Origin of the sequence: Psychrobacter raelei (assembly GCF_022631235.3) — a bacterium.
GTDB classification, from domain to species: domain Bacteria; phylum Pseudomonadota; class Gammaproteobacteria; order Pseudomonadales; family Moraxellaceae; genus Psychrobacter; species Psychrobacter raelei.
Genome location: NZ_CP093310.2, coordinates 197709 through 216986, shown reverse-complemented (window position 1 = coordinate 216986; position 19278 = coordinate 197709). Strand labels below are relative to the sequence as shown.

16 protein-coding genes are annotated in these 19278 nt (G+C 45.2%); 9 read left to right on the top strand and 7 right to left on the bottom strand.

Annotated elements, in window-relative coordinates; genetic code table 11:
* Window positions 1-55: 55 nt before the first annotated feature.
* The 4 genes from MN210_RS00925 to MN210_RS00910 all read left to right on the top strand — a co-directional run bounded on the left by MN210_RS00925 (window position 56) and on the right by MN210_RS00910 (window position 4650).
* Window positions 56-1558, top strand: coding sequence for a SulP family inorganic anion transporter (locus MN210_RS00925; protein ID WP_110815946.1), 1503 nt, complete (start codon window positions 56-58; stop codon window positions 1556-1558).
* A 144-nt stretch (window positions 1559-1702) separates the two neighbouring features.
* Window positions 1703-2563 carry a universal stress protein gene (locus MN210_RS00920; RefSeq protein ID WP_011959468.1) on the top strand — a complete coding sequence of 287 codons (861 nt, stop codon included), beginning with the start codon at window positions 1703-1705 and terminating at the stop codon, window positions 2561-2563.
* Between the two features lie 386 nt (window positions 2564-2949).
* Window positions 2950-3288, top strand: a complete 339-nt coding sequence (locus MN210_RS00915; RefSeq protein ID WP_007394533.1) for a P-II family nitrogen regulator — start codon at window positions 2950-2952, stop codon at window positions 3286-3288.
* Window positions 3289-3396: 108 nt separating this feature from the next.
* On the top strand, window positions 3397-4650 hold the full coding sequence (locus MN210_RS00910) for an ammonium transporter (protein ID WP_011959467.1): 1254 nt from the start codon (window positions 3397-3399) through the stop codon (window positions 4648-4650).
* A gap of 157 nt (window positions 4651-4807) precedes the next feature.
* Here MN210_RS00910 and MN210_RS00905 read toward each other — a convergent pair whose 3' ends face one another.
* On the bottom strand, window positions 4808-5284 hold the full coding sequence (locus MN210_RS00905; protein WP_011959466.1) for a YcgN family cysteine cluster protein: 477 nt from the start codon (window positions 5282-5284) through the stop codon (window positions 4808-4810).
* A gap of 269 nt (window positions 5285-5553) precedes the next feature.
* On the opposite strand from MN210_RS00905, the gene MN210_RS00900 reads away from it, so the two are divergent.
* From MN210_RS00900 to MN210_RS00885, 4 genes are all read left to right on the top strand, one after another.
* The gene (locus tag MN210_RS00900) at window positions 5554-6294 is read left to right on the top strand and encodes a dienelactone hydrolase family protein (RefSeq protein ID WP_338412394.1); all 741 of its coding nucleotides are present in this window, start codon (window positions 5554-5556) and stop codon (window positions 6292-6294) included.
* Between the two features lie 222 nt (window positions 6295-6516).
* Window positions 6517-7488, top strand: a complete 972-nt coding sequence (gene ylqF, locus MN210_RS00895) for a ribosome biogenesis GTPase YlqF (RefSeq protein WP_011959464.1) — start codon at window positions 6517-6519, stop codon at window positions 7486-7488.
* A 129-nt stretch (window positions 7489-7617) separates the two neighbouring features.
* Complete coding sequence (gene mutY / locus MN210_RS00890) at window positions 7618-8892, top strand: A/G-specific adenine glycosylase (protein WP_338412393.1); 1275 nt, start codon at window positions 7618-7620, stop codon at window positions 8890-8892.
* 162 nt (window positions 8893-9054) lie between these two features.
* Complete coding sequence (locus MN210_RS00885) at window positions 9055-10392, top strand: lytic murein transglycosylase (RefSeq protein ID WP_011959462.1); 1338 nt, start codon at window positions 9055-9057, stop codon at window positions 10390-10392.
* Window positions 10393-10544: 152 nt separating this feature from the next.
* Here MN210_RS00885 and MN210_RS00880 read toward each other — a convergent pair whose 3' ends face one another.
* On the bottom strand, window positions 10545-11438 hold the full coding sequence (locus MN210_RS00880) for an acyl-CoA thioesterase (RefSeq protein ID WP_011959461.1): 894 nt from the start codon (window positions 11436-11438) through the stop codon (window positions 10545-10547).
* 587 nt (window positions 11439-12025) lie between these two features.
* Between MN210_RS00880 and plsB the strand changes: the two genes are divergently transcribed.
* Complete coding sequence (gene plsB, locus MN210_RS00875; protein ID WP_338412392.1) at window positions 12026-14878, top strand: glycerol-3-phosphate 1-O-acyltransferase PlsB; 2853 nt, start codon at window positions 12026-12028, stop codon at window positions 14876-14878.
* Window positions 14879-15212: 334 nt separating this feature from the next.
* On the opposite strand, the gene pnp is transcribed toward plsB, so the two are convergent.
* The 5 genes from pnp to MN210_RS00850 all read right to left on the bottom strand — a co-directional run bounded on the left by pnp (window position 15213) and on the right by MN210_RS00850 (window position 19155).
* A complete protein-coding gene (gene pnp, locus MN210_RS00870) occupies window positions 15213-17327 on the bottom strand; it encodes a polyribonucleotide nucleotidyltransferase (protein WP_338412391.1) in 2115 nt (704 codons plus the stop codon).
* Between the two features lie 420 nt (window positions 17328-17747).
* Window positions 17748-18014 carry a 30S ribosomal protein S15 gene (rpsO, locus tag MN210_RS00865; RefSeq protein WP_011959458.1) on the bottom strand — a complete coding sequence of 89 codons (267 nt, stop codon included), beginning with the start codon at window positions 18012-18014 and terminating at the stop codon, window positions 17748-17750.
* A 155-nt stretch (window positions 18015-18169) separates the two neighbouring features.
* Window positions 18170-18331: a hypothetical protein gene (locus tag MN210_RS00860; RefSeq protein WP_338412390.1), complete on the bottom strand. Its 162-nt coding sequence runs from the start codon at window positions 18329-18331 to the stop codon at window positions 18170-18172.
* A gap of 38 nt (window positions 18332-18369) precedes the next feature.
* A complete protein-coding gene (locus MN210_RS00855; protein WP_162853835.1) occupies window positions 18370-18534 on the bottom strand; it encodes a hypothetical protein in 165 nt (54 codons plus the stop codon).
* A gap of 93 nt (window positions 18535-18627) precedes the next feature.
* Window positions 18628-19155 (bottom strand): type 1 glutamine amidotransferase domain-containing protein, encoded by a 528-nt coding sequence (locus tag MN210_RS00850; protein WP_241878917.1) that lies wholly within the window; start codon window positions 19153-19155, stop codon window positions 18628-18630.
* Between the last annotated feature and the right edge of the window lie 123 nt (window positions 19156-19278).

The window sequence follows — 19278 nt, the reverse complement described above, 5'->3', positions numbered from 1 at the left end:
TTATGAAAATCACAGTGATTTGATAGATAACCTAACAAATAATCGATTCAAACCTATGACAGTACTTTCAATAAATACGCTACGAGACGAGTGGTTTTCAAATGTGCGGGGCGATGTGCTTTCTGGACTGGTGGTCGCCTTGGCCCTCATTCCAGAAGCCATTGCCTTTTCTATTATTGCAGGCGTAGATCCGAAAGTGGGGCTATACGCTTCCTTTTGTATCGCCGTCGTCATCAGCTTCGTCGGTGGCCGCCCCGGTATGATTTCAGCAGCCACCGGAGCAATGGCCTTGGTCATGGTGACCTTGGTGGCAGATCATGGCTTACAATACCTGCTCGCTGCCACTTTATTGTGCGGTGTCATTCAGTTTTTTATGGGGGTATTTAAGCTCGGTAACCTCATGCGCTTTGTGTCGCGCTCTGTGGTTATTGGCTTTGTTAATGCACTGGCCATTTTAATCTTTATGGCGCAGCTACCAGAGCTCAACCCTGCGGTAGATAGAGTCGGCTTACCGGTGTATATCATGACCGCAGCAGGTCTGGCCATTATCTATGGTTTTCCGCTGATTCCAAAAATCGGTAAACTTATCCCCTCACCGCTGATTTGTATTGTTGGCTTGACTGCCGTGGCGTTGTACATGGGATTAGATATCCGTAACGTCGGCGATATGGGCGAGCTGCCTGATACGCTGCCGATGTTTTTGTTGCCTGATATCCCTTTAACCCTAGATACCTTGCTGATTATCGCCCCCTACTCCATCGCTTTGGCTATTGTCGGTCTGCTTGAGTCGATGATGACCGCAACCATCGTTGATGACTTGACCGATACCACCAGTGACAAAAACCGTGAGTGCCGTGGCCAAGGTATTGCCAACGTTGCGTCAGGTTTTTTCGGTGGTATGGCTGGTTGTGCCATGATTGGTCAGTCTGTGATTAACGTAAAATCAGGCGGCCGTACCCGCTTATCGACTTTTATCGCAGGCGTTGTGCTGCTCATTATGGTGGTGTTCTTAAGCGACTGGGTGAGTCAAATCCCAATGGCAGCGCTGGTCGCCGTGATGATTATGGTATCTATTGGTACCTTTAACTGGGAGTCGCTGCGTGAGTTTAAGACCCATCCTGTCTCTTTTAACGTGGTGATGGTGGCCACCGTAATTACCACAGTATTTACGCATAACTTGGCGTATGGGGTATTGGTTGGGGTGTTGTTATCTGCGCTGTTTTTTGCCAATAAAATCGGGCAATTTTTAAGCGTATTAAGTGAATACGATGAAACCAATAACACCCGTTATTACTATGTTCACGGCCAAGTGTTCTTCAGCTCCACCACTCAATTCTTAGACAGCTTCGACACCAAAGAGGCGCTTGATCAAGTGGTGATTGATGTCAGCCAAGCGCATTTTTGGGATGTGACTGCGGTTGATACCTTAGATAAGCTGGTGATTCGTTTTCAACGCGAAGGGATTGATGTTAAAGTGGTGGGACTCAATAGTGCCAGTCGCACCCTAATTGATAAATTCTCAGTGCACGATCGCCGTGATATTGGTCTGTTAGATTAATGACCATGAGCTTATTTATTTGATGCTTATAAATAGATAAACACTGAGTTTATTAAAGTTTTGGTTATAAATCCTGCTTTGGCATTGCCTGAGTGGGATTTTTAGTTTACGTTATCTCTATGCCTGTTAAGCTGAGTGAGTGATATGAGTAATTTACGCCCTGATAGTGTGATTGCCTGCCTAGATTGTCCCAGCCACGTCCAAGCTGTGCTCAATGCCAGTCTGTGGGCGGCCAAAATGCTGCAAGCACCCGTAGGCTTGCTACATGCTGCACCCAGCGTACACCGCAAAGCAGCTGTGGATTACTCCGGCTGCCTGGTGGCAGATGATGGCAATCACTTGCTAAACCAGTTGGCTTTAGAAGAAAAAGACAGCAATGGTAAGCTACGTGATCAAGGCAGACTACTGTTAAAGCAGGCCGAAAGCTACTGCGAGCAGCAGCAAGGTCGGTATCAGCACCATTTGTATACCTTGCACCGCCACGCTTCCATTGCCGAAAGCTTAGATTATGTCGATGAAAGTGCACAATTGGTGGTCATTGGTCATCAAGTCACCTGTAAAGATACGTTGTCACAATTGATTCGTGCCAGCCGCTGCCCCACCTTAGTCACTCATGAAACCTTTAAAGCCCCCAAGACAGCTTTGTTCGCCTTCGACAATCGACCCACCTGTCATGCACTACTAGACTGGCTATGTAGCAATGCCTTGGTGCGCAATACCAGCTTGCATGTGGTTATGGTTGGTGAAGAGAATGAGCGCAATAAAGATGCGCTACGGGAAGCCTATGCCCGCCTTACCCAGTCAGGTATCCAGTGTAAAAAGGCGCTGATTGAAGGCCGTGATGTGACGGCAGCCTTGATGTATTATCAGCAGCAACATGAGCTGGATATGCTCATTACTGGCGCCTTTGGCGAGTCAAGACTGCATGAGTTTTTGCATGGCAGTAACACTCGAAAACTCTTAAGTGCCAGTCGCACCCCTTATTTACTCTACCCTCGAATGTAGCCTGTGTGATGGCTTATAGGCCATCGCCTTATCTAGGCTTGATTGAGTCTAAAACGAGACACTCCTTTATGATCTTTAATTTCTTAACAAGAAACAGCTAAATCTAGCTTTCACAAATTAGTCACTAATGGCTAACCTTATACAATCAAACTTCGCTATAATAATTCGGTTATTGGCTGATATGGTGCAACATATTTTGGTGCATTATAGGGTTTTATGCACTATTTTGATGCAATTTAAGCCCCAAAAACGTCTTCCCCCTTCGTTTTTGGTTGGCACAATTCTTGAAACAATGACATCAAAGTGATCAGTGCTTGTGGTATCGATAAATGGTGACATTCACCTATCACGCCAGACACTATCAGAATCATTAATAAGGACTTCCTATGAAATTGATTACAGCTGTATTAAAGCCTTTTAAACTAGATGATGTGCGTGAAGCACTCTCTGAAATCGGTGTAAAAGGTGTAACCGTCACTGAAGTTAAAGGCTTCGGGCGCCAAAAGGGTCATACTGAACTGTACCGCGGTGCAGAATATGTGGTCGACTTTTTACCCAAAGTAAAAGTAGAAGTTGCGGTGACTGACGAGATGGTAGAGCCTGCCATCGAAGCGATTACTCGCATTGCAAGCACTGGCAAAATTGGTGATGGTAAGATTTTTATATCCCCACTTGAGCAAGTTATTCGTATCCGTACTGGCGAAACGGGTCCTGACGCTATCTAAGCTGTGATTATGACAGCGCTCATTTCGGTTATTTAAGAGCAACGTCTTAAATGACCACTATAAATGATATTAAGCCACTATCCGATCGCATTCCAAGGGGGAATCATCATGGAAAACCAGATTTTTGAACTACAATACGCTCTCGACACCTTTTATTTTTTAGTGTGTGGCGCCTTAGTCATGTGGATGGCGGCAGGATTTGCCATGCTAGAGGCAGGCCTAGTTCGCTCTAAAAACACCACCGAAATTTTAACCAAAAACATCGGCCTTTTTGCTATTGCTTGTACCATGTACCTCATTTGTGGCTATCATATTATGTATGATGGCGGCTTCTTCTTAAATGGTATTGCTGGCGGCGAAACGCTCGTGGCTGATGCTTTAGCAGACTCTGCAAAAAATGGTTTTGAGGGAGATGCGGTTTATTCAGCTGCCTCTGACTTCTTCTTCCAAGTGGTCTTCGTCGCTACCTGTATGTCTATCGTATCAGGCGCAGTAGCAGAACGTATGAAGCTGTGGGTATTTTTCGCCTTCGCTATTGTGATGACCGGATTTATTTATCCTATGGAGGGTAGCTGGACTTGGGGCGGCAATGCGGTACCTTTTATTGGTGAGCTAAACTTCGTCGATTTTGCAGGCTCAGGCATTGTTCATATGGCGGGTGCAGCAGCGGCCCTAGCAGGCGTGTTGTTACTTGGCGCTCGTAAAGGAAAATATGGCAAAAATGGCGAAATCCGTGCCATTCCTGGGGCAAACTTACCCCTTGCTGCCTTAGGTACCCTTATCTTATGGTTAGGTTGGTTTGGCTTTAATGGCGGCTCTGTATTGAAGCTTGGTGATATTGCCAGCGCAAACTCGGTAGCAATGGTGTTCTTAAATACCAATGCTGCTGCTGCAGGTGGCGCTATCGGTGCTCTATTACTTGCACGCTTAATCTTTGGTAAAGCTGATTTGACTATGCTCTTAAACGGTGCGTTAGCAGGTTTAGTTGCCATTACTGCAGGTCCAGATACCCCAACACCACTACTGGCCACTGTGTTCGGTATGATGGCAGGTATCATTGTGGTTTGCTCAATTCTAATCTTAGACAAAATGAAAATTGATGACCCCGTTGGTGCTATCTCAGTGCATGGCGTGGCCGGCTTCTTTGGGGTGATGATTGTGCCACTGACCAATGATAGTGCCACGTTCCTAGGTCAATTAGGCGGCGCTGCGGTTATCTTCGGTTGGGTATTTGTGTGTAGCTTGATTGTTTGGAGCGTGCTTAAAGCGGTGGTCGGTCTACGTATCTCTGAAGAAGAAGAGTATGAAGGCGCTGATATTGCTGAATGTGGTCAAGAAGCTTATCCTGAGTTTGTTAACTAGACTGCGTTAACCAAGTTATTATCTACCAGTTATTATCTACCAGTTATTATCTATAAGTCAGTTAACAACGACAGTCGATGACACCTGAATTTAAAACAAAAAAAAGGCGCCTTAGGGCGCCTTTTTTTGTGCGTGACTTACTTAAATTTCATCACACCTAAGCCTGTATCCAGCGCACAATGCGCTCCTCCAACTCATCTTCATTTACAAAATCTTCACTGACACAGCGGCCTGCCACCCCCACGCCTGCCCGACGCATACCCTGTCGGGTCAATTCAATATCTTGGGTAAGCAGTAAGTGCCAGCTGGGCAGCCCCTCTCCCAAGTAAATACGTTTATAAGCACAATTGCTGGGCAGCCACATCATGTCTGGCAGCTTATCTGCGGTCAAAGACACACACTCAGGCACGAACTGCTGACGGTGCTCATAGTTGGAGCAATAGCCGGTACTACAATCAAGTAGCTTACACGCCACATCCGTGTACTCTACTTCGTATGGCTCATCTGGATCGTCCAAAAACTTCTCCAAACAGCAGCCCCCACAGCCATCACATAAAGCCTCCCATTCAGCTGTGCTCAGCTCATGTAGCGGATAATGTTGCCAAAAATTAGCTCTTAACTGCGCTTCACTCACGATAATTCCTCGTTATATGGTTCAGATTAGTGCCACCTAACAACACCAGCACGATTTTTGTGATTGACATGTGGCCTAACGATAAACAGCAGCCTAATCGATTCACGCAGGCGAATCAATACAAACCGATAGCAAAGAGTAAACCGTGTTCACATTTCTTTAATCGAAACAGGCCGCTATCTTTGTTATGTTATGAGGGGTTATAACGCAAATATTTAATCAACTGCTTCTCATAAAAACAATAACCCCATAATCAATAAGGAAATAACATGAGTATCAAAACCTACGAAATCAAAACCACAGCAGACTATGGCATGGAGCTTATCAGCTATATAACACTACCTGAATCAGCCACTGATGAGAGCTCAGTGCCCGGTATTTTAGTAGCGCCCGAATGGTGGGGGGTGGTCGAGCACCCTCGCGAAGTGACTGAACGTCTGGCCAAGGCAGGTTTTGCTGCCATTGCGATGGACATTTATGGTGAAGGTAAACTGACCACTGATGCCGCCCAAGCCAATGAATGGATGACTCAAATGTTAGAGGATCAAGACAAGCTGATGGGCCGCTGCCGCGCTATTTTAAATGACTTTGCCGATCAACTGCCCGTAGATGGCAAACGCCTAGGCGTAGTGGGTTATTGCTTCGGAGGCAAAATAGCACTGGATATGGCCCGTGAAGGCATGCCAGTAAAAGCCGTCGCCACTTTCCACGGCAACCCTACCCCAAAACAGCCTGCCGAAAAGGGTAAGTTTACCGCCAAAGCGCTCATCGCTCATGGCCGTGATGACAGCATGGTGTCGATGCAGGCCATTGATGGCTTAAAGCAAGAGCTTGATAATGCGGGTGTGGACTACACCGTAGACGTCTATGATGATGCCAAGCATGGCTTTACCAACCCTAATGCAGACAAACGCGCTGAAGAAAACGGGGTAGACTTGGGCTATAACGAAAAAGCGGCGAACCAAAGCTGGGATAAGATGATTGACTTTATGACGGCAAATTTAAAATAGGCAGCTGTCGGGGCACGCTCTGACTTTGCCAAAATTAGCCATCTTACATTTTGGCTATATCTGTAATGAAATAAAGGCGCTCGCTGCCACAGTTGAGCGTCTTTATTTTGTGCTGTATTTGTCTTACATAGCAATGTGCCAATCTCAGCCACAGCGCATCTTAAAGCCGAATAGTGTAAACTTAAGCGAATGCGCAAAAACTAGATAAAGGTTAATTGAGTAATGATACAAAACCCAAGTATTCAGTGGTTCCCAGGCCACATGAACAAAGCCCGTAACGAAATCAAAGAAATCATGCCCGATATGGATGTGGTCATTGAAGTTATTGATGCCCGCATTCCATTTAGTAGTGAAAACCCCATGGTCGCTGCCCTACGTAGTAATGAGGCAGGCTTTCAAAAACCGGTGATTAAAATTCTCAACAAAGCGGATCTTGCTGACCCAGAACTCACACAGATTTGGATTGAACAATTAGAACAACAAAGCCAAGTTAAAGCCATCGCCTGTGATGACAACAAGGCTAATGACGTCAAGCGTATCATACAGATGTGTAAAGACCTTATACCCAATAAAGTCGGTACAGGACGTCAAATTAAAGTGCTGATTATGGGAATTCCTAATGTCGGTAAATCAACGCTGATCAATACGCTGGCAGGTCGTAGTATCGCCAGAACCGGTGACGAGCCAGCGGTCACCAAGTCACAACAGCTGATCAAAATTGATGACGACATCATGCTCTATGACACGCCAGGTATGCTTTGGCCAAAAATTGAAAACCCCAACTCAGGCTTTCGCTTAGCCGCCACAGGGGGTATCAAAGATACCGCTTTTGACTTCTCTGATGTGGCCGGCTACACCGCTGAATATCTCATTAAGGCCTATCCTGAGCTGCTAAAAGAGCGTTATAAAATTGATGAGCTGCCGCAGAGCGATTGGGAGTTCTTCGAGATGGCTGGGCGCAATCGCGGCTTTTTGAAAAAAGGCGGCGTGGTAGATACTTACCGGATGTCTGAGATTTTGATTAACGAGCTGCGTAGTGGTCAACTGGGGCGTATTACGCTTGAGACGCCTGCCATGCGTATCGAGGAGGACAAGTTGGTTGAGCAGCTGCGCGCCGAGGCCGAAGAGCGCAGATTGGCCAAGATTGAAGAAAAAAAGCTACGCAAAAAACGGGCGCGTAAGAACCGTAAATAGGTGGATGATGCGTTAACAGTTTTCGTATTCTGAGTTGGGTTATTGAGTTAACCCAGCTCTTTTTTGGTCATGCAAAATTCTAATTTGCCCCCATATAAGTAGCTTAACCTTAATAAGACAGTCGCCTTTATGAGCCAGCCAATCGCTAACGTAAACACCAATATTAATACCAGCACCAGTACTAATACCAACACCCATCTCAAGCCACACACCTTTAATCACAGTGACGCTGAGCTCACCGACTTTGCTCCGCGCATTCTAAATTGGTTTGATATAAGCGGTCGTCATGACTTGCCATGGCAACAGCATAAGACAGATACCCCAAACCCCTATATCGTTTGGTTGTCTGAGGTGATGCTACAACAAACCCAAGTCACCACAGTTATTCCCTATTTTCAGCGTTTTATAACGTCGTTTCCCACCGTACAAGATTTGGCCAATGCTCAGTGGGATACAGTGGCTGAACACTGGGCAGGGCTTGGCTACTATGCCCGTGCTCGCAACTTGCACAAAGGCGCCAAGCAGCTGGTCGAAATTATTAAGACAACAGGCCGCTTTCCACAAACCGTTGAAGATTGGGAGGCGATTTCAGGTGTGGGTCAGTCTACGGCTGGGGCGATTGTGGCCATGGGCCTACATGGCTATGGGGTGATCTGTGACGGTAACGTCAAACGGGTGATTACCCGCTGGGCCGGTATTGATGGCGATATCACTAAGTCTGCGACCAATAAAGCGTTGTGGGCTTTAGCTGAGCGTCTGACCCCTACTGAGGATAGCGGACATTTTGCCCAAGCGATGATGGATATGGGCGCCACCTTATGTACCCGCCGTCACCCAAGCTGCGAGGTCTGTCCTATAAATAGTGACTGCATTGCTTATGCAGAGGGTAAGCAAGAATTTTATCCTGTTAAAGCCAAAAAGAAAGCCAAACCGAGCAAGTTTAGCAAGGTGATATTGATTCAAAATGTGCAGGGTGAATTGTTATGGCTACAGCGTCCTGATAGTGGCATTTGGGGCGGTCTGTGGGTATTGCCGATGCAATTTGAAAAAAAGACACAGGGTAAAACAGTGATTAGCACCAGCTTGCAAGAGGCAGCATATGAATCAGAAAATACGTTGGCCGAGCAGATTATCGATAAATGGATAGCCGATAATAACGGACAGCTACAGCTGCAATCCATCAGTGCAGAGCTATTTGATGACGCACCTATCAAACATACGCTGACCCACTTTCATTGGTATTTGCAGCCGCAAGCACTGCCTTTGACGCCCGCTCAAAGCCAAGAGCTGATTGCAACACTGGCGGACGCTGGCATTCACTTTGTTTGGCAGACTGCCACGTATGCCAAGGCCCATCTAGGACTGCCTAAGGCGATGCTCAAAATATTACAAAGCTTAGCGTAGGCTGTTTCAGAGCGGCAGCCCTTATGAGCGCCGCCTCTAGGCTCATAATCACAGTTACTTTAACATACTGAGTCACCATCGACTTTAACGGTATTTATTGTTAAAGTGTTTTGACCACAAACTTAAAAAATATTCAGTGACAAATAATTGAGACTCTTTAGTATGTTAAATAGCCCCTCTCTACCTCATCAAATCGACACTCAGCCCAGCAAAAAGTTGACCTTATTAAAAAGCACCTTGGCGTTGGTACCCGCCATCATTTTGGCCAGTTGTGCCAGTCAAGCACCAATACAGCAAGTGCCCATTCAAAAGCCAGCCCCTGTGATTGTGGTTAAGCCGCAGCCTACCCCGCAGCCAAAACCCCAGCCTGCGCCGCAGCCACAAGCTAGCTATAGCAGCTTCTCAGAGTGGAAATCAGATTTTAGCCGCCGTGCGATGAGTCAAGGCTATAGCGCTTATGATGTCAGCCGTATTTTAGACTCTGCTCAATTAAACCAACAGGTTATTTCACTGGATTCAAACCAAGCAGAATTCGTTAAAATGCCTTGGGATTATGCCGATTCAGCAGTATCGGGCGGCCGAGTTAGCAGTGGTAAGAGCAAGTTTAATGAGCAAAGAAGCCTATTGTCTCGCCTTGAGTCACAATATGGGGTGAATGCAGAAATCATCGCTGCCATTTGGGGCATGGAGTCCTCTTATGGTGCAGTCACCGGCAACAGCTATATCCCAAGCTCGCTGGCCACGCTCGCCTTTGAAGGCCGTCGCCGTCAGTGGGCTGAAGATCAGCTATTGGCCTTAATGCAGCTTATCCAGCATGGTGATATCTATCCCTCTCAGCTGAATGGGTCTTGGGCCGGTGGTATGGGTCATACCCAGTTTATCCCTGGCACTTGGCTGGCCCAAGGCGTAGATGGTGATGGCGATGGCCGTCGTAGCCCTTGGGTTACTGCTGATGCCTTATCTTCAACGGCCAACTACTTAAGCAACTCAGGCTGGATGCGCGGCTTATCCCCATTTTATGAAGTGACTCTGCCCGCCTCATTTGATTACAAGCTGTTGGGGCAAAAAATGCCCGGTTCAACGTGGCGCTCTATGGGCATTACCCCTATTGACGGTGCCTATTTAGATGCAGGCACGCCATTTGAAATGTGGCTACCTGCCGGTAAAGACGGCCCTGCGCTACTATTAAGCCCAAACTTTGATGTGATTAAAGTGTATAACAACTCCTCCAACTATGCGCTGGGTGTTAGCTTATTGGGCCGCGCCATCAATGGTCAGCCGGGTATCCAAAAAGCTTGGCCTCGTTATGAACAGCCGTTAACCAGCGCTCAAGTACGCAACTTACAGCAGCGTTTAACCAGTGCCGGCTATGACACCAAAGGTATCGACGGTATCATGGGCACCAATACCCGTAACGCTTTTGCCAAATGGCAGGCGGCCAATGGCCAAACTGCAGATGGCTTTGTCACTCAGCGCAGTGCATCCGCTTTAATCTGGTAATGCTGTAGCCGTTATCAGATAGCCCCATCGTCAAGGCTTTTAATCGCTAAAATTGGGGCAAAAAAAGCCGCTTATCTTGATTTAAGATAAGCGGCTTTTTCGATGTAGTTTTATGATGACACACAGAGTAGATTGTCTAAAAGCTTGTATCGCTATCCACGAAGGCGCATTAAACCCTCTTGCTGTACGGTCGCTACCAGATTGCCATTTTGCCAAAACTGACCATGGTTTAAGCCTTTAGAATGAGAGGTGGTGTCACTCCACATGTCATACAACAGCCACTCATTAATATCAAAAGGGCGGTGAAAATGCATTGAATGATCAATACTGGCAGCCTGCAAACCTTTGGTCATAAAGCTGATGCCATGTGGCATAAGGCCTGTGCCTACCAGATAATAGTCTGATGAGAACGCCAATAGTGCTTGCTGGATGGCGACCGGCTGTTCGCCAAGCTCACGAATTCGTAGCCAATTGGCCTGTCTTGGTACCATAGGCTCAGGATATACGGGATCACGCGGCTTAACCGGTTTAATTTCCACATGACGCGGACGCATAAAGCGCTCACGTAACGGTTCAGGCACGCTACCCACGTGATGCTCTTTTAGCGACTGCTCAGACTCTAAATCCTCCGGCGGCGGATAGGCAGGCATTTCTTCTTGATAGTCTAAGCCACCTTCCATGGGAGAAAAAGAGGCAATCATAGAGAACACCACTTGCTCAATCATATTGCCATCATTGTCTTGTTTCATCTGTACCGCGGTTACTTCACGCGCTGACAGACTGCGCCCATCACGTAAGCGTCGTACCTGATAGATAACTGGCTGACCGATACTGCCGCCACGCAAAAAATAGCCATGCAAAGAGTGGCAAGGCTTATCCTCATCTAAAGTTTGAGCGGCTGCCATTATTGCCTGTGCCAGTACTTGACCGCCAAAGATACGCTTCCCTACGTAGTCATAACTTTTGCCTTCAAAGATATTTTCCGAAATCTCGGTCAGTTTTACCGTATCTAATAGTTGATCTACCAGCTGTTTATAATCAGGCATTTATCTCTCCAATGACCCTAAATTGATAAGACCCCGGCCTACTAAAGCAAACCAGATGCCTTGGAATAATCGACAACATGGTCGCCTATTTTAAGTGAGCAAACAAAGCAAGTGGGCAAACAAAGCTATGACGTTGACCCTAGCCTGTCCGTGTGGATAGGCTTATCTACTAACCCCTATCTTTTAGCTTACTTGCCTAAATACGGCTGCTAAGACTGCCATATATCACTTAAAAAAGGATAATGATAATGCTTATCATAGTGGTTTTTTGCCACTGAATAAAGACGTTTGTTGCCTTACTAAACCCAGTAGCATATCGGTATTGAGGTCGGTGTTGTGCTAAAAAGTGTAACCTCATCGCCTACTATTGGCTAATCCCTACTTATTTCGACGGACAAATCACTGAAATAATTACCAATTATTTGGGCTGTTTTTGCCCAAAATTTTAGTCAGGATATAACAAGCAGCAACCGAATCAATCCTCTATAATAAGAGGGTAATTAAGCAATTTGAGAGTACAAGTGTACTACTTTATTTATTTTCATGGCAATATAGCCCAATCTTTTTTATAGGTTTAACTAAGACTTATGCTACCTTCTCGTTTAATGCATTCTTTAAAGCAGCGCCTAAAAAAACAGCGCCAGACCCAAAAAAGTAACCGAGATAACTCGTCGGATGCTCAGCGCTCAGCGCTTAGCTTTCAAGAGCAAGCGGCGCAGGCCGGTGCGGCCATCTCACGCTCAGGTCGCTCAGTAAACCAGCTTTACCGCAAGCTATCTGGAAAGAGCTTAGAGCTTGCTGTAAAGCCGAAAGTTATCGGAGAGCTGCCTGAAATTAATACTGAAGAGGGTGCACTGACCTTTTATGTCTTACGTGAATACTCTCGCTCTAATAGCGTCTTAGTTGACTTACAAACCAAAAAGCATGGCTTCCCGCCCGCCTTGGTTGGGGTGGAAGACAGCGTGCATCATATAGATGAGAATGCGGCTGTCATTTTCCTTAATCACCCTGATGCCAAAGGTCGAAAAGTATCTCCAAGACTGGCCAGACTGGTCTCTGCTTGCCGCCAAAACTCAGCACCTAAGATTAACTTAGTGCCAGTATCTATTCTTTGGGGACGTGCACCAGAAAATGAAGATTCCTTATTTAAACTGCTAATGGCTGACAACTGGGAAGAGCCCACCATTGCTAAGCAGCTGTTTAATATTGGGGTGATGGGCCGTGATACTTTTGTGCAGTTTCATCCACCCCAGTCTTTGCATGACATTATTGAGACTTTCTCGCAATCAGGTGCCGACCATATCCCAGGCGATGAGGCAGAAAAAGTGGCCAATGATCTCTTTGATGATGCCAAATTGGCCGATACAGCTCTGCCAAAGAGCGAAAAAGAGCTACTACTACAAGCCAAAAAGAACATCGAGGCTCTACCCACCTCGACGGCTTTGCTCACTGCCACTGAGGCCAACTTTAGCTTAACCTTATTGGTACAGCATAAGCTCAATGGATTCTTAGACAGTCAGCGTCAAAGCATGATTGGCCCTGACTTATCAGACAAGCGTAATTTGGTCGATAAATTGATCCGTTCACCGGCCATCAATCATGCCTGCGAGCAAGAAACAACCGCCTCTAATATCAGTATAAACGAAGCCCGCCAGCTGGCGCGTGGCTATGCCAATGAGATTGTAAACGACTACAATTACTCGGTCGTCAAATTCTTCTACAAGTTTTTAGACTGGCTGTGGACTCAGCTGTATGACGGTGTAGAGGTGCATCACTTCGAGCGGGTACGCAGTCTGGCTGCCACCCATGAGCTGATTTATGTACCCTGTCATCGTAGCCATGTGGATTATCTGCTATTGGCCTATATTATTTTTGAAAAGGGGCTGGGTCTCCCCTATGTGGCCGCAGGGAACAATTTAGATGTGCCTGTCATCGGTCCCTTATTACGTAGTGCAGTGGCGTTTTATATTCGCCGTAGCTTTAAAGACAATGAGCTTTATAAGGCTGTATTACGTGAATATCTACACACACTTATCCAGCGCAACACGCCTATTGAGTACTTCATTGAAGGCGGACGCTCACGCTCAGGCCGTCTACTGCCACCCAAGTTAGGTATGCTAGCGATGACGGTGCACAGCCATCTGCGTGGCTCCAACAAGCCATTGGCCTTTATTCCGACCTACATCGGTTATGAGCGTATTATGGAGGGTGGCACTTATATTGGCGAGCTTAAAGGCAAGCCAAAAGAATCTGAGTCGCTATTAGGCTTATTAAAGGTCAGTCGTAAGATTGAGCGTATTTTTGGCCATGTACATTTAAGCTTTGGTACCCCGCTGCATATGGAAGACTTTATGCAAAAGTTCGATGTGGCGCCCAACAGCTTGCCGGCCGATCGCACCAATACACCATTAGACACCAAAGCTGCGGCTATGGTGGATAATTTGGGTGTGAAAATTATGCAAAACATCAACAAGGCTGCGGTAATTAACCCCATCTCTTTATTGTCTTTGGTGTTATTGTCTACGCCCAAAGCCGCTTTAGATGAAGAAAGCTGCCGTGAGCAGATTGCCTTGTATCAAGCCATTGCCAATGGCTCTCCTTATGCTGAGGACACCATTATTACGGATATGTCAGCTCAGTCGATTATCGATTATGGCATTAAGCTTAAGCTTATCGAGCGCACCCCGCATATCTTAGGTGATATGATTAAAGTGATGCCCAAGCAAATTGCTATTTTAAGCTACTTCCGCAATAACATTTTGCACGTGTTTATTATCTCCTCCTTCTTAGCTGCGCTTATCTATCGTAATGGCCGCATCGAGCGCAAACATTTAGACAGTATCGTCACTCAGTTGTATCCCTTCTTACAAAGTGAGCTGTTTTTATACCGTGCCGCCCGTAACTTACCAAGCTTAATTGATGAAAAGCTGAGTAACTTAATCGAACTGGGTATCATTGTTGACTTGGGCAATGGCATCTTGGGCACCCCTGAGAAAAACAGTGAACAGTATCAGCAACTTGATATGCTTGCCTCTCCAGTTTCACAAAGCCTTGAGCGCTACTTTATGTCACTGGCGCTCTTGGCTCAGCAAGGCTCAGGTAATTTAACTGCTGATCAAGTGGTCGATTTGTGCCATCTTTTAGGCCAGCGCTTATCGGTACTGTACGCTGACGATATCCCTGACTTTTTTGATCGTGCCTTATTTACCAGCTTCTTAAACGCACTCCTTCGTCTAGATTATGTACAAAAAGATGCCGAAACTGGAGTATTAACATTTGATGAGCGTATTAATAACATCGCCCGTCATGCTCATTACATTTTAAACCCAGACATCATGCAAATTTTGCAGCACGTGGCAAGCTTAGATGAAGAAGAAATCAACCACGCCATTAGCGAAATTAATAACAAAAAACTGATTAAATTTAGTCGTAAGCGTTAGTGAATTTTTTGCGATATGAACGGAACCTACATCCATATCTTATTTAAAAAAAGGACAGTCTATAGGCTGTCCTTTTTTTTATTTTATAAGCAATGCTTAACCATAAATTATTGATATAAAATAATTTTTCTATTTCTAGTATATATTTATCACCATATGAGACTATATTTAAGTTTGAATATGGTAACGTCTTTTAAAAGTCATCAAGATTTGGATTATTGAGCATAAAAAAACCAGATACACGAGTATCTGGTTTTTTTAATTTATCCACTTATTTTTGGATGGGATCTACTTTGATAGGCGCAATGTTTTTTACGCCTAACCTTGAATAGACTTAAGCTTGAGTCTGCTCTTGCTCAACGCCTTTCATGGTTAATTTGATGCGACCACGGTTGTCTACATCTTGCACCAACACATTGATTTGCTGGCCTTCACTTAGGTAATCCGATACGCTCTCTACACGCTCATCAGCGATTTGTGAGATGTGTACCAGACCATCAGTACCTGGTAAAACCGTTACGAATGCACCAAAGTCTACAACGCGCGCAACGGTGCCTTTGTATACTTTGCCCACTTCCACTTCAGCGGTGATGGCTTCGATTTGACGGATGGCTTCTTTGGTCGCGGCTTTGTTTTCACCAAAGATACGAATGGTACCATTGTCATCAATATCGATAACCGCACCGGTGTCTTCGGTTAATTGACGGATGGTTGCGCCGCCTTTACCGATCACATCACGGATTTTATCAGAATTGATTTCGATGACCGCATAGTTTGGTGCATGCGCATTAATTTCAGTACGGCTGGCTGGCAATACTTCGTTCATGGCATTTAAGATATGGATACGGCCGGCATGAGCTTGCTCAAGTGCTTTTTCCATGATATCTGAGGTGATACCTTCAATCTTAATATCCATCTGTAAGGCTGTGATACCGTCTTTAGTACCGGCCACTTTAAAGTCCATATCACCTAAATGATCTTCATCACCTAGGATATCTGATAAGACAGCAAAGCGGTCGCCTTCTTTGACCAGACCCATAGCGATACCAGCTACTGGGGCTTTTAACGGCACACCAGCGTCCATTAAGGCAAGGCTGGCACCACAAACTGACGCCATTGAAGACGAACCATTTGATTCAGTAATCTCAGACACCACACGGATAACGTATGGGAAGCGGTCGCTATCTGGAAGCATGGCTTGAACACCACGGCGAGCCAGACGGCCATGACCAATTTCACGACGCTTTGGCACGCCTTCACGGCCAGTTTCACCCACTGAATAATGCGGGAAGTTGTAATGCAGCATGAAATGATCTTGGATAGTACCCGCTAGCGAGTCAATCAAGTTTACATCACGTGAATTACCTAAAGTCGTGGTGACTAGAGCTTGCGTCTCACCACGGGTAAATAGCGCTGAACCATGGGTGTAAGGCAATACGCCTACTTGAATATCTAGCGCACGAACGGTATCTAAATCACGACCATCGATACGTGGCTTACCTGACAAAATGGCGTCACGAACGGTGCGATATTTTAGATCATTATAGATTTCTTTAATTTGAGCTTCTTTTTCAGCAAACTCTTCTGACTCAGGGTCACCTGCTAAGGCGTCAATAGCTGCAGCCTTGATCTCATCTAGTTTTTCGTAGCGTGCTTGCTTATCGCTAATGGCATAAGCTTCAGCCACTTGCTCACCAAACTGTGTGGTTACTTTTTCTTTTAACTCAGCATTTAGCTCAGGTGCCACAAAATCTTGTTTTTGAGTTCCCACGGCTTTGGCCAGCTCAGCAATATTATCGATAACAATTTGCTGCTGTTCATGACCGTACAATACAGCGCCCAGCATTTGGTCTTCAGACAGCTCAGCAGCTTCTGACTCAACCATTAATACCGCTGATTTAGTACCCGCCACTACTAAGTCAAGATCACTGCTCTTTAACTCTTCAATTGAGGGGTTAAGCAAGTATTCGCCATTGATAAAGCCTACACGGGCACCACCAATAGGGCCATTAAACGGCGCATCTGAGATTGAAAGTGCAGCTGAAGCACCAATCATGGCAGCGATATCAGCATAGTGCTTTTTATCACTTGAGATGACTGTGGCAGTAATCTGGATCTCGTTGACATAACCTTCTGGGAATAAAGGACGGATGGGACGGTCAATGAGACGTGAGGTTAGGGTTTCAAACTCAGTAGGACGGCCTTCACGTTTGCCATAAGCGCCTGGGATTTTCCCAGCAGCGTACATTTTTTCTTGATAGTTGACGGTTAGCGGGAAGAAGTTTTGACCTTCTTTAGCATCGCTTTTTACAACCACAGCGACCAATACTGATACGCCGCCCATATGAACCAATACTGAATTGGCTTGTCGTGCGATACGACCGGTTTCAATAACAACTTGTTCGTTGCCGTACTGGAACTCTCGAGAAATGGTATTAAACATTGACATTAATTTTTCCTATTTTTTATAAACTTCGGATACGAATGAATAAATTCGTCTATTGCGACTTAGTGTTAGCCTCTAACGTTTAACTGCTCTTATCCAAATACCTGCTCTCATCCAAATATGATGAAATACACAGCTTTTTGGTAAACACCTTATACGTTAGAAGCCCAAGGTCAGCAACTAGACGGCTTCTTATTTTACAGGGATTTGCCATACTTGACCAATAAAAGTCATCCCCTCCCTGTGGGGCATTTAGCTAAGCGACTTTATAAAATCTTAGGCTGGCTAAATGTTTAGATACAAAAAACGGCGTGAAATATTCACACCGTTTTTTGTTTCGTAAGGCATGAGCGCTTTAATTTAAAATCTACTGTGACATCAAGCCCAAATAAGCAGTGCTTGAGGCCAAGATAGAAATTAAAATTAACGACGCAAACCTAGTTCACTAATTAGTGACGCGTAACGAGTTAAGTCTTTACGTTTTAGGTAGTCTAACAGCTTACGACGTTGGTTAACCATACGGATTAGACCACGGCGGCTGTGGTGATCACCTTTATGCTCTTTAAAGTGAGCTTGAAGATCATTGATACGAGCACTTAATAAAGCGATTTGTACTTCTGGTGAACCAGTATCGCCAGGGGCGCGCTGATATTGAGCAATAACTTGTTGACGATCGGTGTTAGTTAACATAACTATCTCCTGCAATGCATTGATAAAATAAAGTCAGTTTCATTGGGGACATCCCTGCATTACTAGAGATGACCTAAAAAAATGACTAAGTAAGCCTATCATTATAACAAAAAACTACTCTGAAGTGAGTAGTTTTTTTTATGGCCTAAAAGCGCCTATTTTTCGGCATCGGCCTCGGTAGCATGACGACCTAAAGCTTGACTGTCTTCTTCGGCAGTAGTTGCTTCGGCTAATGAGTCAGGCGTTTGGCGCTCTTCTAGCGCCTCTTCAATGGCATCACCATTTAAGGGGGTAGCGCCTTGTTGAGTATTACTCATATCGTTCTCCTAAATAAAGGGCTAATAAATGCTGAAATCTATTTATCGTTACCCTGCGCTAAGTTATCTGCGATACCTTCAGCGGCCTGTTCCTCTGATTTGTCTTTATTTTCACCCAAATTACCTTCTACTTGGTTCTTTAGACCGGCTAATTCGGCGTCCGACTGCTGCTGTTCAAATTTATTATCATTAGACTGTGTCATAATATATTCCTTATATGATGATTTTTCTCAATGTATGGGTTAGAAAAATTGAGTATGGGTTAGAGGGATTGATAAATTAACCAGCTATTAAAGTTAAGACAGTGCCTTATCAATAGCTGCTACGAAGTCTTCGATATCATCTGGCTTACGTGACGTAATAATATTGCCATCTTGCTGTACAGATTTATCCACGAAAGTACCGCCTGCATTTTCTATATCAGTTTGCAGTGACGGATAAGCGGTTACTGTTTTACCTTTTACCAAACCGCTATTCACTAACAGCCAAGGTGCATGACAGATGGCCGCTACAGGCTTGTTGGCATCGTAAAACTGTTTAACAAAATTTTGGGCACTCTTGTCGATACGAATGGTATCTGCATTAACGGTTCCACCTGGTAAAACCACCGCGTCATAATCCTCAGCGCTGGCCTCACTTAAAAATAAGTCAGCAGTAAAGGTGTCTGCTTTGTCCACATCCTGCTGCATGGCCTGAACCGTTTTATTATCATTGGTGGTAATCAGTACGGTCTCATAACCTTTGTCCTTTAACAAGCGATCTACGTCAGCATATTCGGCTTGCTCAAAATGAGAGTTTAATAAAAAAGCGATACGCTTACTCATGGTTTAGATCTCCGTTATTTGTTAGTCTAATTATCTTTATTGATTAATTTATAGGTTGCAATCTATCCGTTGATAATTGGTCATTTAGTCACAGGTAGTTTTATACTTTTATTATCCCCGTTC

Excerpts from the sequence above, each read along its gene's own strand:
- MN210_RS00920 (WP_011959468.1), top strand. The coding sequence starts at position 1,703 with ATGAGTAATTTACGCCCTGATAGTGTGATTGCCTGCCTAGATTGTCCC.
- MN210_RS00885 (WP_011959462.1), top strand. The coding sequence starts at position 9,055 with ATGTTAAATAGCCCCTCTCTACCTCATCAAATCGACACTCAGCCCAGC.
- MN210_RS00855 (WP_162853835.1), bottom strand. The coding sequence starts at position 18,534 with ATGACACAGTCTAATGATAATAAATTTGAACAGCAGCAGTCGGACGCC.
- ylqF (WP_011959464.1), top strand. The coding sequence starts at position 6,517 with ATGATACAAAACCCAAGTATTCAGTGGTTCCCAGGCCACATGAACAAA.
- MN210_RS00850 (WP_241878917.1), bottom strand. The coding sequence starts at position 19,155 with ATGAGTAAGCGTATCGCTTTTTTATTAAACTCTCATTTTGAGCAAGCC.
- plsB (WP_338412392.1), top strand. The coding sequence starts at position 12,026 with ATGCTACCTTCTCGTTTAATGCATTCTTTAAAGCAGCGCCTAAAAAAA.
- rpsO (WP_011959458.1), bottom strand. The coding sequence starts at position 18,014 with ATGTTAACTAACACCGATCGTCAACAAGTTATTGCTCAATATCAGCGC.
- MN210_RS00900 (WP_338412394.1), top strand. The coding sequence starts at position 5,554 with ATGAGTATCAAAACCTACGAAATCAAAACCACAGCAGACTATGGCATG.
- MN210_RS00925 (WP_110815946.1), top strand. The coding sequence starts at position 56 with ATGACAGTACTTTCAATAAATACGCTACGAGACGAGTGGTTTTCAAAT.
- MN210_RS00860 (WP_338412390.1), bottom strand. The coding sequence starts at position 18,331 with ATGAGTAATACTCAACAAGGCGCTACCCCCTTAAATGGTGATGCCATT.
- MN210_RS00880 (WP_011959461.1), bottom strand. The coding sequence starts at position 11,438 with ATGCCTGATTATAAACAGCTGGTAGATCAACTATTAGATACGGTAAAA.
- MN210_RS00910 (WP_011959467.1), top strand. The coding sequence starts at position 3,397 with ATGGAAAACCAGATTTTTGAACTACAATACGCTCTCGACACCTTTTAT.
- MN210_RS00915 (WP_007394533.1), top strand. The coding sequence starts at position 2,950 with ATGAAATTGATTACAGCTGTATTAAAGCCTTTTAAACTAGATGATGTG.
- pnp (WP_338412391.1), bottom strand. The coding sequence starts at position 17,327 with ATGTCAATGTTTAATACCATTTCTCGAGAGTTCCAGTACGGCAACGAA.
- mutY (WP_338412393.1), top strand. The coding sequence starts at position 7,618 with ATGAGCCAGCCAATCGCTAACGTAAACACCAATATTAATACCAGCACC.